Source organism: Methylomonas sp. 2F7 (assembly GCF_057126975.1).
This window is the reverse complement of the sequence record NZ_CP195203.1, coordinates 4,552,463-4,567,311: the sequence shown is the minus strand read 5'-3', so window position 1 is coordinate 4,567,311 and position 14,849 is coordinate 4,552,463. Positions and strand designations below refer to the sequence as shown.

At 54.1% G+C, this 14,849-nt stretch carries 15 protein-coding genes; 6 read left to right on the top strand and 9 right to left on the bottom strand.

What is annotated here, in order from left to right; all coding sequences use genetic code 11:
• Positions 1-18 precede the first annotated feature (18 nt).
• The 3 genes from ACR64Q_RS20555 to ACR64Q_RS20545 all read right to left on the bottom strand — a co-directional run bounded on the left by ACR64Q_RS20555 (position 19) and on the right by ACR64Q_RS20545 (position 3,551).
• Positions 19-972, bottom strand: a complete 954-nt coding sequence (locus ACR64Q_RS20555; protein ID WP_313732948.1) for an IS110 family RNA-guided transposase — start codon at positions 970-972, stop codon at positions 19-21.
• Positions 973-1,835: 863 nt separating this feature from the next.
• Complete coding sequence (locus ACR64Q_RS20550) at positions 1,836-3,062, bottom strand: RNA polymerase sigma factor (protein WP_313732947.1); 1,227 nt, start codon at positions 3,060-3,062, stop codon at positions 1,836-1,838.
• A 6-nt stretch (positions 3,063-3,068) separates the two neighbouring features.
• Positions 3,069-3,551 carry a MarR family winged helix-turn-helix transcriptional regulator gene (locus ACR64Q_RS20545; RefSeq protein ID WP_313732946.1) on the bottom strand — a complete coding sequence of 161 codons (483 nt, stop codon included), beginning with the start codon at positions 3,549-3,551 and terminating at the stop codon, positions 3,069-3,071.
• 71 nt (positions 3,552-3,622) lie between these two features.
• On the opposite strand from ACR64Q_RS20545, the gene ACR64Q_RS20540 reads away from it, so the two are divergent.
• The gene (locus ACR64Q_RS20540; protein ID WP_313732945.1) at positions 3,623-4,783 is read left to right on the top strand and encodes an aminotransferase-like domain-containing protein; all 1,161 of its coding nucleotides are present in this window, start codon (positions 3,623-3,625) and stop codon (positions 4,781-4,783) included.
• A 1-nt stretch (position 4,784) separates the two neighbouring features.
• Here ACR64Q_RS20540 and ACR64Q_RS20535 read toward each other — a convergent pair whose 3' ends face one another.
• Entirely contained in the window at positions 4,785-5,591 is an 807-nt protein-coding gene (locus ACR64Q_RS20535) for a helix-turn-helix domain-containing protein (RefSeq protein WP_313732944.1), read from the bottom strand.
• A 127-nt stretch (positions 5,592-5,718) separates the two neighbouring features.
• Between ACR64Q_RS20535 and ACR64Q_RS20530 the strand changes: the two genes are divergently transcribed.
• From ACR64Q_RS20530 to ACR64Q_RS20510, 5 genes are all read left to right on the top strand, one after another.
• Entirely contained in the window at positions 5,719-6,189 is a 471-nt protein-coding gene (locus tag ACR64Q_RS20530) for a hypothetical protein (protein WP_313732943.1), read from the top strand.
• A gap of 106 nt (positions 6,190-6,295) precedes the next feature.
• Positions 6,296-6,700: an MbcA/ParS/Xre antitoxin family protein gene (locus tag ACR64Q_RS20525; RefSeq protein WP_313732942.1), complete on the top strand. Its 405-nt coding sequence runs from the start codon at positions 6,296-6,298 to the stop codon at positions 6,698-6,700.
• The gene (locus tag ACR64Q_RS20520) at positions 6,700-7,398 is read left to right on the top strand and encodes an RES family NAD+ phosphorylase (RefSeq protein ID WP_026602713.1); all 699 of its coding nucleotides are present in this window, start codon (positions 6,700-6,702) and stop codon (positions 7,396-7,398) included. Before ACR64Q_RS20525 ends, ACR64Q_RS20520 begins: the two co-directional genes overlap by 1 nt.
• A 9-nt stretch (positions 7,399-7,407) precedes the next feature.
• On the top strand, positions 7,408-7,884 hold the full coding sequence (locus tag ACR64Q_RS20515; RefSeq protein WP_313732941.1) for an MEKHLA domain-containing protein: 477 nt from the start codon (positions 7,408-7,410) through the stop codon (positions 7,882-7,884).
• A 40-nt stretch (positions 7,885-7,924) separates the two neighbouring features.
• Positions 7,925-8,401 (top strand): CreA family protein, encoded by a 477-nt coding sequence (locus tag ACR64Q_RS20510; protein WP_026602711.1) that lies wholly within the window; start codon positions 7,925-7,927, stop codon positions 8,399-8,401.
• Positions 8,402-8,415: 14 nt separating this feature from the next.
• On the opposite strand, the gene ACR64Q_RS20505 is transcribed toward ACR64Q_RS20510, so the two are convergent.
• The 5 genes from ACR64Q_RS20505 to ACR64Q_RS20485 all read right to left on the bottom strand — a co-directional run bounded on the left by ACR64Q_RS20505 (position 8,416) and on the right by ACR64Q_RS20485 (position 14,699).
• A complete protein-coding gene (locus ACR64Q_RS20505) occupies positions 8,416-10,344 on the bottom strand; it encodes an ATP-binding protein (protein ID WP_313732940.1) in 1,929 nt (642 codons plus the stop codon).
• Positions 10,341-10,850 carry a YfiR family protein gene (locus ACR64Q_RS20500; protein ID WP_026602709.1) on the bottom strand — a complete coding sequence of 170 codons (510 nt, stop codon included), beginning with the start codon at positions 10,848-10,850 and terminating at the stop codon, positions 10,341-10,343. The genes ACR64Q_RS20505 and ACR64Q_RS20500 overlap by 4 nt, the downstream gene beginning before the upstream one ends.
• A gap of 17 nt (positions 10,851-10,867) precedes the next feature.
• A complete protein-coding gene (locus ACR64Q_RS20495) occupies positions 10,868-12,895 on the bottom strand; it encodes a TonB-dependent receptor plug domain-containing protein (RefSeq protein WP_313732939.1) in 2,028 nt (675 codons plus the stop codon).
• Between the two features lie 288 nt (positions 12,896-13,183).
• On the bottom strand, positions 13,184-14,032 hold the full coding sequence (locus tag ACR64Q_RS20490) for an aldo/keto reductase family protein (protein ID WP_313732938.1): 849 nt from the start codon (positions 14,030-14,032) through the stop codon (positions 13,184-13,186).
• 154 nt (positions 14,033-14,186) lie between these two features.
• Complete coding sequence (locus tag ACR64Q_RS20485; RefSeq protein WP_026602706.1) at positions 14,187-14,699, bottom strand: hypothetical protein; 513 nt, start codon at positions 14,697-14,699, stop codon at positions 14,187-14,189.
• Positions 14,700-14,849: the final 150 nt, after the last annotated feature.

Below are 14,849 nucleotides of genomic sequence, written 5' to 3'. Positions count from 1 at the left end.
GAGATTCTATGGTTTTCGTCAAGCTGCATTGTTGAGGCAAGCAATTTTCTGAGCGTCAAATCGGGCATCGGCTTGTTGCCAAAGCGAGAATGCGATGCGTAATAATTTTCTGGCGATAATCACTAGCGCCTGAGTTGCCGAGAACTCTCTGGCTCTTAACTCTTGGTAATAGGGTTTCCACACAGCCGTTTTGACGGCTGCCTGGGCGCAGTTGTATAACAGCCGTCTCAGTTCACCCGGTCCCCGTTTGGATACGCGTCGGCGGCCCCGCTTTTGGCCTGAGTCACAGGCTCGGGGATCCAGCCCGACAAAGGCTACTACGGCATCGCTGCGGCTTAACGGGACCCGATCAAACAAGACAGCCAGCTGTGTTGAGGTTTGCCGGCCAATACCCGGTATGCTCTCAAGACGTCGGGCCTCGGCTTTCAGTGCAGGCTGCAAAGTTAATAAGTCATCCAGTTGCTGATCGATATGCTTGAGCAATCCGTCCAAGGCGGCCACGGTATCAATGAGTGGCGCTTCAAGTTCCTTCACGCTTCGCAAGGCTTTTTGCAGAGCTTGACGATGCTTGACGACCGTCGCACGGCGCCGTTGCAGTAAAGTCACTTGGTGCTGCATCGCCGAAGCAGGTTGATAGGGACGTAAATGACCCCGTTCAGCGGTGATAAATCGCCGGATCATTTGGGCGCCCACTCGATCCGTCTTGCCCCGTCTGCCCAAACCCAGGGCATAATGGCGCATATCCCGTGGGTTCAGCACATAGACGACCATGCCCATCAATACCGCTTGCTCTGCCATGAGTTGATGATAATCGCTGGTGGCTTCCAGGCCAATATAACTCCCGGTCGGTAACGTCTTCAGCCAGGCATTGATGGCCTCTGCCGTATTGGCAAGCGTCAACAAACCCTGCTCTGAATCTATCACCAGTTCATCTTTTGCTACATCGATACCGATCAACATTTCGCTTGTCATACGTCCTCCACCTGTTGAAAAATAAGAGAGTCGGGGTGGTGCGTCTGCCGAGTAAGCTTGTGCACAAATCGGCGGCCTAACCGCTAGATTCTTCATCGACTCTGGAAGACGCGATGGGATGATTTCTCAGTGAGGTCTGTCTTAGCAGATGCTTGTCGATGTCCCTCCATCCCGACAACCAAAGTCTCCCCGATTCTCTTAACCTTTACCATACAAGCTTGTCTAGGCTGACACCGCACTTCCGGGCAAATTCAGACACGGCGATGCCGGAGCGTTCGCGCGCCCAGGTCAGCATGGTCGTGTTGATGTTGGCGGTGGTCATAAGTCTTTTTTTCTTCCAACTAATCGATTATTAATGCATTTATACCAACTTGTCGATACCGAATGCTGCGATTCGTTTTGTATTGATGCCGCTGTGCCAACGCGGCGAGATTGGCAGGCCTCATTATAGGCAATACTTTGAACCTAAACGCATGAATTACAAATAGTAATTATTTCTTCATAATGAGATTGTCTGAGCTCTACTTGTTTGATCCACGGGCAATTAGCAAGTAGCCTCGATGGAATCGAGGTTTCGAAGGCCAGCTTCTTTTAATTGCCGATGTGGGTTTGATGGCCGGCAGGCCGACGCCCTCGATTCCGCTAACGCTGCATCGAGGCTACAGTGGCCCGACTTCAATCGACGCAATTTCGTGGCGGGTGGCACCTATTTTTTTAAGTCAGGTGGGCTTTGGCCGAACTTGCTCTATCAGAATGACGGGGCGCGAAACTTTTCATTTTTTGTGTCAAAAAGCGGATATGGAGTACGACTCAAATATTGAAATATCACTTTAAAATCAATCGCCCTTTTTTAGCTAATACTGTCACTGGATGCGGATTTCCCGCAATCTACGCGCCAAAAAGCGCCGTTCCGGTTCCTGCCGCGTCAAAGCCAGGGCTTGCTCGTAAGCTGTGATCGCTTCGTCGGTTCTGCCCAGACGCCGGTACAAGTCCGCTCGGGCCGCGTGCGCCAGGTGATAATCGCTAAGGTCACCGTTCTGTAAAATCGCATCGATCAAAGCCAGCCCGGCCGCCGGTCCATCCCGCATTGCTATCGCCACGGCCCGGTTTAATTCGATCACCGGCGAAGCATCAATACGTAATAAGACTTCATAGAGCGCGACGATTTGCGGCCAATCCGTGGCGGCGGCATGGCTGGCGTTGGCGTGCACTGCGGCAATGGCGGCTTGCACGGCGTAAGGGCCAAAACGCTGCGATACTAAGGCCCGCTGCACCAGTGCCGAGCCTTCCGCGATGCGTTCCCTATCCCACAAGCTGCGGTCTTGGTCGTCCAACAAAATCAGTTCACCGTCGGCTGTGGCTCTGGCGGCGCGGCGCGATTCGTGTAACAGCATCAACGCCAATAAGCCTTGCGCTTCCGGCTCCGGCAGTAGCTCGACCAGCAAACGTCCCAAGCGTATCGCTTCTTCCGATAAATCGTGCCGGGTTAGCGCGTCGCCGGACGAAGCGGAGTAGCCTTCGTTGAACACCAGATAAATTACCCGTAACACCGAATCCAGGCGTTGTGGGAGTTCTGATGGCGACGGCACCTGATAGGGGATGCGGGCGTCGCGAATCTTGGTTTTGGCGCGGACGATGCGCTGGGCGAGCGTCGGTGTCGGCGTCAGAAAGGCGCGGGCGATTTCTTCAGTCGCCAGGCCGCAAACTTCGCGTAGCGTCAATGCGACTTGGGCATCCGGGGATAATGCCGGATGGCAACAGGTAAAGATCAGCCGCAGGCGGTCGTCTTCCAGGCCTTCGTCATCGGTGTCGTCTGTTTCGCTGGCCGGATCGGCCAAGTTATCGGCATCTTCCAGCACGTCGAAGCGGGCTTGCCGGCGCAGGCTGTCGATGGCCTTGAAGCGGCCGGCCGACACCAGCCAGGCGCGCGGATTGGCCGGCAAGCCGTCGCGCGGCCATTGTTCGAGCGCAGCGCGAAAGGCATCGTGCAGGGCTTCCTCGGCCACATCGAAATCGCCGAGCAGTCGGATCAAGGTTGCCAGAACGTGGCGAGATTCGCTTTGGTAGATGGCGTCGATTTTCTCGCGCACCACTGGTCAACCTTGTCCGCTCAAACTACGCATCACTTGATGCCAGCCGGCTTCGGCGTTGGCGCCGACTTGTGCAAATACCGTTTGCAGCTGTTGCATTTGCGTGCCGGTGAGTTGTGCTTCCAATTCCGCTCCGGCCGGCGTTAAGCTGAGTTCGCGCACCCGTTTGTCGTGCGTGGCGGTGTCTATCATGACCAACTGCATGTCCATTAACTGCCGCAACGGCGCGTTCAAGGCTTGTTTGCTGACGCTGAGCATGTTCAATAAGGCGTTCACGGAAATCCGCGGATTGCGGCCGACGAAATACAAGATTCGGTGATGGACTCGGCTCAGTCCGCGTTGAGCCAGGATGCGGTCGGGCTGTACGGTAAAGGCGCGATAGCCGAAGTAAAACTGTTCGATAGCCAGCCGTAACGCGGCCTCGCGCATGTCCGGCGTCTGTGTTGCATCAAGCGAAGGATTATCGATGTGAGTTAATTGGTCAAGCATGTTGACATTATAGGCAGGGAGCTATTAGCATGGCTATAGGTCAACTTTATTGACATTTATCAGCGCTCGCCATGAACTCATTTTTACTGCAACACCCTGTCCGCTTTTCCACGCGTACCCAAGACCTGCATCCGTCGCCGATCCGCGAAATCCTGGCTGTTGTCGACCGACCCGGCATGATTTCCTTTGCCGGCGGCTTACCATCGTTGGAAAGTTTTCCGCAATTCAACCTGCAAGCCATGCCGCAGCACATGCTGCAATACGGCGCCAGCGAAGGCGAAGCGGAATTGCGCGAGCGGATTGCCGAAGACATGCAAAGCCTGGGCGTCGAATGTTCGGCTGAACAAGTGTTGATCTTGTCAGGGTCGCAGCAAGGCATCGATTTGGTCGCCAAGTTATTCATCGATCCCGGCACGCCGGTAGCCGTGGAAGCGCCAACTTATCTGGCGGCATTGCAGGTGTTTCGCTTTTTCGGCGCCCGTTTTGTGGCTTACGATGCCGGGGCTCCGGATCTCGATACCTTACAGCGGGAAAAACCGGCGTTCGCCTATGCGATACCCACGTTCCAGAATCCCAGCGGCCGCTGCCTGGATGCATCGGAACGTGCCGCTTTGGCCGCTGCCTGCGATGCAGCGAATATTCCTTTGCTTGAGGACGACCCTTACCGCGATCTGGTATACGACGCCTGCGAGCGCACGCCGGTGTGTGCTCAGTTGCGGCATGCGCCGTGGATCTATCAGGGATCGTTTTCGAAAAGTCTGGCACCGGGCTTGCGCCTGGGTTATCTGGTGGCGTCGCCGGAATTAGTGCCTTTCTTGACCCGGCTGAAGCAGGCTGCCGATTTACACAGCAATCGCATCAGCCAATGGTTGGTGCTGCAACAGCTGAACGATCAAGATCGCAGCCAGCAGCTAGTGGAACTGGCCGGACATTATCGCCAGCGCCGCGATGCGTTTGAAGCCGCGCTACGCCGGCATTTTTCCGATCTGGCCGTTTGGCAAACGCCGCCCGGTGGCTTATTTTTCTGGCTGACGCTGAACCGTCAAATCGACACTCGCAAACTGTTGCCCAAGGCTATCGAAGCCGGCGTTGCCTTCATGCCCGGCGAGCCTTTCCTGCCGATGGATGTGCAGGCCAGCGGCCAGCTGCGTCTGAATTTCAGTCACGCCGACGCTGGACAGGCCGAGCTGGGCTTACGGATTTTGGCAGGTCTGGTTAGAGAGTTTGCTTGAGTTAGCGTTGCAGCCGCGCCAAATTATGCAGGCCTACGGTGGGCGCGGCGCCGAAGGTCTTACGAAATTCGTGGCTGAAATGGGCGGAATCGGAAAACCCGCTGGAATGGGCGGCGGTCGTGAAGTTGTGGCCCTTGATCACTTGTTGTATGGCCTGCCGCATTCTGTTCCAGCTGCGATAACGGCGAAACGGCACACCGATCTGCTGGCTGAAAAGATGTTGTAGTCGGGACGCGGACAACCCCACGTTTGCGGCCAGCGTAATCACCGAAGTCAGGTCGTCGCCTCGCGTGAATAAAAATTCGACGATTTGGCTGATGCGTGGGTCTAAGCTGTCGGCTTGCGACCGGCGTTTCGAAAAATCCAGCAAATCGGCTAAGGGCTGCGCGCTCCAATGGGGATCGTAGCGTGCCTCGTACAGATCGCGCATGAAGGCGATTTCACCGCCGCTACCCACCAAAGCGCCGTTGACCGAGCGGGTGTTGCGGGTTAAAGGTAGCAGTGCCTCGACGCCGGCAATGGTCGGTTCGATGTAAAACACCGCCAGCGGGTCGCCGCCCACATCCAGCTCGTGCCACACACCGGCCGGAATCACCGCAGTACGGCAAGACAGCCAATCGCTACCCGCTATTTTCAAACGAAACTTGCCATACAGTCCGGCCAGAAACACCGGTGCCCCGTGTTGATGGTTGGCGTTGTAATACAGCGGGCCGCAAAAAAACGTGCGGCCGTCGCTGATGTCCCACAGCGCGTCGAACGGATTGGCGATTACCGCAGCACGTTCATACAAGCGAGAGGTATCGGTCATTGTTTATGCTCCTTGTGGCGTCCGGCCAGTCTAGTCAACGCGCTTGCGCTTGGCAACGGGGTGCGGGCGTTTGCCCTTGGCGGCATTCGATAACCGGGACTAAGTCCCTTTTAAAACGAGGATAAACATGACTAATCAAAAATTTCCACCCGAACCCATGGCAAACGTCTTTTTGCTGGCGTTTGCGATATTGTGTCTGGGGATAGCGTTGAGCATTGCCTGGGTGCTAGGCATCACGCTGTTTTTTCCCGACGGTGTGCTGGCAGGTCATCTGGTCGAGCGGGCCGACATCATCCGCGCCCATATCGACTATCTGATGATGGCGCAATTTCTGTTCATTTTCTTTTTATTGTTCCGGCAATACGCGATTATCCCGCCAATCTGGGTGGTAGCCGCCTGCTGTTTCGGGGCGTTTTTCAACCCATTATCATTTTTATTAAGAGGCTTGGCGGCGAAGCCGGATGCCACGGCTTTACTGGTTGAACCGCACTTCCCGATTCAGGCCGGCATCAGTTTTACATTGACGACGGTCGGTTTTCTAACCGCGACGATTTTGGTATTTAGGGCGGCATGGCTGTCGAGATTGGATAGGCACTGATGCAAAACTATCGTTGGCTAATGGGTGACGGCTTAAAGCAAGGTTGACAAAGTCCATAAATAGACTTATTTTAAAATAAAGTTTAGATAAGTTGTTTGGAGAGTTTATGTTGTCAACCGCTCATGCGCAATTACCCGCCGATAGCGCCATGGTGGCGGGCGCAGCTTTGCGTACCTTTTTTAATATCGCCGATGCCTGGGGTTTGAATGTCGAGCAGGCCATGGTTTTATTGGGGCTGGATTCGCGCAGCACTTATTTTAAATGGAAGAAAAACCCGGAAAGCGCCAGTCTTAACGCCGATAAACTGGAAAGGCTGTCTTATATCTTTGGGATTTACAAAGCCTTGCAGATTTTGCTGCCCAAAGCGGAAGCGGCGGACGGCTGGTTGCACCAGCCAAATCAGGCCGCGCTGTTTTCCGGGCAAACCGCGTTGCAACGCATGCTGTCCGGCCGAGTGGCGGATTTATATGTGGTGCGCCAGTATCTGGATGCGCAGTGCGGTTGGGCCTAATGTTGCCTGCCAAAATCAGTCGGATAGACTGGCGACCCTGCTGGCGCTTGGTGCCCAGCCGGTTTCCGCCGGCAGGTTTGTTCGACAGAGTCGCAGACCCGGCTGACCTGGACGTGGTGTTTGCCATCGAAGCGCTGACTAACGACCGTTTGCGCGACGAAGCCGGTGAAATCAGCTTAGTCGCCGCGGCGGACCGGATTGCAGGGCCGGGGACTACGCCCATCATGGCGGCGTTCACTCACCTCAATCCAGAAGGCAGCCGGTTTTGCGACGGCAGTTATGGCGTGTATTACGCCGCCAAGGACATCGATACCGCGATAGCTGAGACCTGTTTTCATCGCAGCCGGTTTCTGGCTGCGACCCAACAGGCACCGATTGACATCGACATGCGCAGTTATGCATCAGATTTGAATGCCGATTTGCACGACATTCGCGGCCGGCAAACCGAATTGCCGGAAATTTACGATGCCGACACCGGCAATTATGCTGCCGCGCAGGCTTTGGCCCGGCAGTTGCGAGCGGACGGCGCGGACGGGATCGTCTATTCCAGCGTGCGGGCGGTGGGCGGCGAATGTGTGGCGGTGTTTAAACCGCGCTTGCTGGCGCCGGTCAAACAAGGCGCGCATTATTGTTATGTGTGGGACGGCCGGCAAATCAGCGCGGTTTATAAAAAAGAACTTTACCATCCCGGTGTGTAACGGATAGCCATGCTTGATTTGCCAGTACCCAGCCGGGAAAACGATTTTTACGAAACCCATATCCAATTGTTAGTGGACAGCTATCGGCGTTTATTGGGTAGACCGCTATTAGAAGAATCTTCAGCTTTGTCGCTTGGTCAGCAAGCCTATCAAGCTGATTTTGTTTTGCTGTCGCATAACACCGACGCCGATCCTGTATTCAATTACGCCAACCAAACCGCGCAGAATTTATTCGAGCTACCTTGGCCGGAATTCATCGGCATGCCTTCGCGTTTCTCGGCGGAACCGGTGAACCGCGAGGAGCGCGAACGTTTGCTGAATCAAGTCGCCAGCCAGGGTTATATCGACCATTATTCCGGGGTGCGTATCGCCAAATCCGGCAAGCGCTTTTTGATCGAGCGGGCTGTGGTGTGGAATGTTTATGATAGCGCGCAACGCTATGTCGGTCAGGCGGCTTGTTTTAGCGACTGGCGCTTGTTACCCTGAGCCCGTCCATTCCGATCAACTCATTGTCTGCGAGAAATTTATGCTGAAAACATCCTTAAAACGTGGCGGCCGCTTATGCTGCGGCTTGTTGCTGACACTGGCCGGCGTGGCGCAGGCCGATGAAGTGGGTTGCGTGACCACCGCGTGGAAACTGATCGGCGCCAATCACAAGGTTTGCGTTGATGTGTTCGAAGATCCGAAAATCCCCAATGTGATTTGCCATATCAGTCAAGCGAGATCCGGCGGGATTTCCGGCGGCTTGGGTCTGTCGGAAGATCCGTCGGAATTTTCCTTGGCTTGCCGGCAAATCGGCCCGATCACATTGCCGGCTAAACTGGGCTCCGAAGAAACCGTGTTTTCGGAAAGCACCTCGCTGTTTTTCAAGTCCACCAACATTACCCGTTTGTGGGATGCCAAGCACAACACGCTGGTTTATCTGGCGATTAGCCGCAGAGTGATCGAAGGCGCGCCGGCCAATAGCGTATCGACTGTGCCGATTATGCCGTGGGGTAGATAGGGCGTTGATTAATGCTACCCGATGTCCAAAGGCTGGTCGGCAACGGGTTTAATCCATTTCAATAAGGCCTCGTAAAGCGTGGCCGGCAGAATCGGTTTGCCGATGAAGTCGTTCATGCCAGCCGCCAGGCAGTGTTGATGATCGCCGTGCATCACGTTGGCTGTCATCGCAATGATCGGTAGGTCGCGGCAAGCCGGGATTTGCCGCAACAGCCGGGTAGCTTGATAGCCGTCCATCACCGGCATTTGCACGTCCATCAGCACACAGTCGTATTCGTTACGCCGCAGCTTGTCCAAGGCCAGTTCGCCGTTTTCGGCAATATCCACCTGTAATTGCGCTTGTTCCAACAGCTCGATGGCGACGATGCGATTGATTTCGTTATCTTCCACCAGCAACACCCGTCGCCCATGCAGTCGCGCCAATTTACCGATGTCTATGCTGGCGTGGTGACGGCGAATTTGGAAATTGCGGATGGTGTTAAGATCGGTAGCCCCCAGCAGCACGTTAAAGGTAAAGGTGGAGCCGATGCCGGGTTCGCTGCTGACTTCTATACTGCCGCCCATCTGCTCTATCAATTGTTTAGAGATGATCAAGCCCAAGCCGGTGCCGCCGTAATTGCGGGTTACGCTGCTGTCGCCCTGGCTAAAGGCCTGGAACAGCTTGGTTTGCTGTTCGGCGGTGATGCCGATGCCGGTGTCGCTGATCGCAAATTGCAGACGCACCGAGTGAGCGTCGCGGCTGATTTCGCTGAAGCTGACCACTACCTCGCCGTGTTCGGTAAACTTGATGGCGTTGCCGATCAGATTGATCAAAACCTGCCGCAGCCGTTGCGGGTCGCCGATTACCGCATGATACTCCGGTCCGGCCGGCGGCCTGATGAGTTGAATCCCCTTGTTGGCGCTCAGTTGCAGCATGGTTGAAAACACATGCTCCAGCATTTCTTCCAGCAAAAAAGGAATGGTCTCCATCTGCATCTTGCCGGCTTCCATTTTGGAGAAATCCAGAATGTCGCCGATCAGCGTCATCAAGGAATGCGCGGACGACTCCACCCGTTTCAGATACTCGCGCTGTTTAAAGCTCAGTTCGCTATTCAGGCACAGTTCCACCAAGCCGACAATTGCGTTCATCGGCGTGCGAATTTCATGGCTCATATTGGCTAGAAACTGGCCCTTGGCCTGATTGGCGGACTCCGCATCCCGTTTGGCAAGCTCAAGCTCCTGCGTGCGGCTTCGCACCTGGCTTTCCAAATCGGTCTCGTGCGCCTGGATTTGCGCCAGCATATTATTAAAGGCCTCGGCCAAGTCGCTGATTTCGTCGTTACCGGAATAATCCGAGCGCCGGCTGTAATCGTGGTCTTTTTCAATTTGCCGCGCGGTATTGGCCAATTTCAACAAGGGGCCTAAAAACGAACGCTGCAAGCGCTGCACATACAAGGCCACCACACTCAAGGCGATCAAGATAATACCGGTGTTAATCAGGGTATTGAACAGCAAGGAGTGGTAGGAGCGTTTCAGATCGGCAACCAGGGTAATGTGGCCGACAATCTGTTTATTTTTATGCAAAATCGGCTGCGTGATCTGCCGGGTTTTCGACAGCCAGGTCGGCCACCAGCCGTGCCAATTGGTGGCGGGTTTTTCATAGCGGACCAGCGTGACGCCGCTGGGGGTTTGGATTTGCCCGGCGATGATGTCCGGATCGTGGGCCAGCGCGTCCAGTACTTCCTGGGCGGTTTGATTATCGTCGAATAACAAGGCAAAACTGCTGTTTTGGCCGATCATATTGGCGGTCAAGGTCAGTTTCTGGCCGATGGTCTGCTGCAAAGCCGAATATTCCCGAATCGACAGTGATACCGTCGCCACCATCAGGCTTAACATGACCATCACTCGCAGGATTTTACCCAGCTTGCGGCTAATGGAAATGCGAGGATCTGTTGACGCTGTCATTCTATTATTTCGGCCATCCGCAGTAATTTCGAACTCAGCTTTAAATCGGCTGATTTCACCGCCGCTAAATTTACCACCAGTTTTAACCTGTTGTCGCGTAACGTAAATTGCACCATACCCCCGTGGTTAGCGAAGTTTTCTACGTCGCCGACCAACAACACATGATGTTGTCTAGCTTGCTCGGTCAAAACCGGCGTTAACCCGGCCAAGTCGCTTAGAAATAAGATGCTGCATTGGGCGATGTCGGGGGCGTCGGCTAGATTGACATGAACCGCACTGCCGTTGATTTGCTGGCCTTCCAACACCGGCAGATAGGCGCGTAACAAGCTGTGACCGTGCAAACAAATCGTCACCGGCTTGGTAGTCGGCCATTGCGCCAATTCTGCAAAATGGAACAAATAGGCAGTCTTTAATTGAAACTCGCGGCTTTGGCTATTTTCCTCCGCGTGCGCGAAACCGGCGAACCAAACGCAGACACTGAGTAGCAAAAGGGTGTGCAGACGCATTGGCGCAATCAACCGTCTTAAAAATGCCAGGATATTTGCGCCAGATAGCCGCGTTGAATCTGGCTGGCGACCGGTATGTAAAGCACGTCGCTGAATTCAGGATGTTGATCATCCAACAGATTTTGCCCGCTTATCGATAACTCCAGATTTTTGTGCGGATGCCAGCCCAGCCGCAAGTCCAGCGAGATATAGGCCGGAATGCTGCGTCTATCGATATACAGTTCATCGACATAGCGCGCCCAGGCATCCAGTTCGATTTCGCTGGTCAGGTTGTACAAAGAGCGCAGCGAAACATTGTGTTGCGGATTGAAATGTTCTTCGGTGAGCGGATCGCGAAACCAGGGCTGGTTTTTATCGTAATTGACCGAGAATTGGTTGGCGCTGTAAGACGCTTGCAGGCGCCAATCGTGGTTTACCCGGTAATTGACAGCCAATTCCAGGCCGTAACTGTCCACTTGCCGGTAATTGGCCACGGTAGCCTGCTTGATGTTGCCGAATATCGGATCGTTATAGGTGACGCCTGTGAATTTGGTGCCTTGCATCCGGTCGTAGATGTTGTAAAACAAGGCGCTATCGACATCCAGATTATTGGAGATTTGCCAGCGCCAACCCAATTCGTAGGCCAGCAGATTTTCGGTCAGCATGTCCGGATTGGCTTTGGCTTCGAAAAAACGGTTGGTGTTCGGGATTTGTTTGAACAAACGAATGCTGTGTTGGGCCCGATTCGGCAACACCACGGCTCGCGACACCGCCGCCCACAGGCTGTGTTGTTTGTTGGGCGTCCACAGTAGCCGGGCGTTGGGTTCGGTTTCCCAGCCGGTGAAGGTGAAATGCTCCACCCGGTTGCCTAACGTCAGGGTCAGATCGTCGGTCAAGCCGATTTGATCTTGGAGAAACACGCCGACATTATGTTGAGTGAGTTGATTCGGCTCGAAACCCAGGGTGAGCGTATTGTCGAAACTATCGTCGATGTTTTGGTAATTCAAACCCCACATCAGCTTATGGTTGTCGATGGCCGGCAGGGTGTGTTGAAAATCCAGATCGTAGTGCGAGCGGCTCATCCGGTTCACTGCCAATTGCCATTCGGTTTGGGTAAACGCCATATTCAGCCGCCAGTCGTGGCCGCTGTCGGTGCGATGCGACCAATTGCCCTGCAAACTGCCGGTCACGCCGTCCCGACCAAAATCGTCGTTTTGCCACAGCGGTGCTGTCGTTGAGGTTTTACCGATATAGTAGCCGCCCAACCGGTAGCGGGAGACGTTGGCTTCCACCATCAGTTTGTCCTGGGCGCTGAGTTGGCTGTCCAGGCGAAAATTGGCGGTTTCGGTATCGCCGGTGTCGTGGGTGTCTTGCCTGCCGGCCAGATCGATGCTGGCGTCGCGCACCATCGTACTGATCGTGCCGCGCAGAAAGGTGGATTCGGATAATTTCTGGCCGTAACGAATCCCGCCGAAGCCGCGTTCCTCGGTGCCACCGCCGGCATTAAGCAAACCGCCCTGAGTATCGCGAGCCGAACGGGTAATGATGTTGATGGTGCCGTTCACTGCATTGGCACCCCACAAACTGCCACTGGGGCCGCGCAACACTTCGATGCGTTCTATATCCGGCAGCGACGGATTTTGCTGGCCCCAATACACCCCGCTGATGAGTGGATCATAAATGCTGCGGCCGTCTATCATCACTTGCAGCTTGTTGGCATATAGATCGTTAAAACCGCGCGCGCTGACCGCCCAATTCCAGGCGTTGATTTTAGCCACATTCATGCCAGGCACCATGCGTAACACTTCCGGCAAACTGGTGGCGCCGGAGCGGCGGATGTCTTCCGAAGTGATGACGAATGCCGCGGCCGGGCTGTCCTTGACCGTTTGTTCCTGCCGGGCCAGGCTGGATACTTCCAGCTCGGTAAGTTCCTCCCAACTTAGCGGCAGCAATTCGTTGGTCGCTTCGATGTCCGCCGGATTGCCTTGAGCAAGTACGTTCATATGCACCAGGCAAAGCCCGCTGCATAAGTAGGCGAATTTACGCAGGTAACGGTTAATCAGCATGACATTTAGGGGCTTGGAGAGGCAAGGTTGCCGCTATTATAAAAGCCTTAACCGTTAACTGGGCAAATCAGTTGATGATGGGCCTGGTCAACCGAGATGTATTGCAAATTCGCCAACCAGTGTGGGCTTTAGGAAAAGCCCCACTCTCCTCGCGGGAGAGGGTTGGGGTGAGGGGGTGAAAACTAAATAAACTGTTGTTTTATATCTAATAATAACGTTGTCCCTTTTTACGAGATGCTCAGGTGGAAGGGAGTTTGGCTATTGATTCTTAGCGCTTTAGAATCACGCTTAAAGCAAGGCTGCCACAGCCGCACATTCCGCGCTGGTCAACTCAAACTCGAAAATAGCCAAATCCTCGCAGATATGTTGGGCGGATGTGGTTCCGGTTAAAGGCACGATGCCAATCTGCGTTAAATAGCGGAAGAATATTTGCGCCGGGCCGCGCCGGTATTTTTCCGCCAAGGCTTTCACAGCCGAGTCAGCCAGTATTTTGGGGTTGGCCGTCAGCGTCCAAAAGCTCTGATAGACGATTTGCTGTTGCCGGCAAAACGCCCGCAGCTGTTTATCGTAGCCGGTATCGGCATAAAACCGGTTTTGCAACACGGCGGGTTTAACTGTGGCGTTGTCGTACAAAAACTCGAACAAGGCCGGATCGTAGCAATTGCTAATGCCCAGTTGCTTGGCACCGCCGCTCTGCTGGATAACTTCCAACGCTTGCCAAACTTCGAGCAACTGTCCGCGATCCGCCAGCGGTGAATGCAGCACCAAGCCATCCAGATAATCGGTATGCAGATTTTTTAACGAAACCTGGAAGGATTGCGCGACTTGTTCGGGCAGACTGGCCTTGGCATCGTAAGGAATGCGCAGCGGATCGTGGCCGTTTAAGGGCGTGAATTTGGTTTGTAAATAAAGATCGGAGCGCTGCAAACCCAATCCGCGGCAAGCGGCCAGCACTCCTTCGCCAACCCCGGCCTCGTGATAATGCTTGGGCTGGCAAGCCGTGTCGATACCGCGAAACCCTAGCATTATGGCCTGTTCCACTAATGCGGCGGTCCGCTCCTGCTTCCAGGCCGTCCCGTAAATAATGCCCGGCATACGTACCCCGGCGGCGGAGAGAATAAAGTCGTTGTCACTCATCACAGCTCCAGAAAAAGCCTTGATCTTCGGCGATCGCGGCCTGGGCGTCAATTGTTGGGCGCTTGATATTCGGCTGAGTTCGGCCAGGAGAAGTCATTAGCGCTTTTCAGATAGAGCGGTTTGAATGGTGATGTGTTGGTAGCGGCTTAAATTCCTAAGGCAATAAAAGCGCAACAAGAAACATACCACCTCCAAAGAGTGGAAGCCATGTTTTACACCAACGAAGTAACTTGCTAAGACTGATAATTTTGTTAGAAAACGGCCAAGAATTAGATTTACCGAATGTTTCACTAAACTCTGTATGCCATCTATTAGGATTAGCTTCTGCGTATTTGATACGCTCGTCGTGCCATTCACCAAGTATCTTGCAACCAATCAAATTAATACCAAGTAAAAGGAGGATCAATGCAATTGATCCTTTTGCCCAATGATTTGTAAGGATTTTGTCTACAGAGCCAAATACAGCCCAGTTTGCTGCGATCAGCGCTATTGACAAATTAAAGCTACTATCCGTCAGTCTGCCCGTCCAATAATTATATTCCTCCCGCAATACCTTGAGAGCCTCGTCTGGAGTCGTATATAACATGCCTGTAGGTGGCTGTATCGTGTTTTTGGGCTTTGTTAGTGTGCCTCTAATCCTCCGGATTAGTTGTTTATTTTTATTCATACTTTTATCACTATTCTTATTGCCCAGAAACGCCACATGGTCTCAGCGTTATTTAGTAGGACCTCGAACAGGGCCACGACCGCCGCCGCCGCCATGATCTTTGCTGGGTTGACGTCGAGGCTCACCGGGTGAGGGTACGGGGGGCTTGCT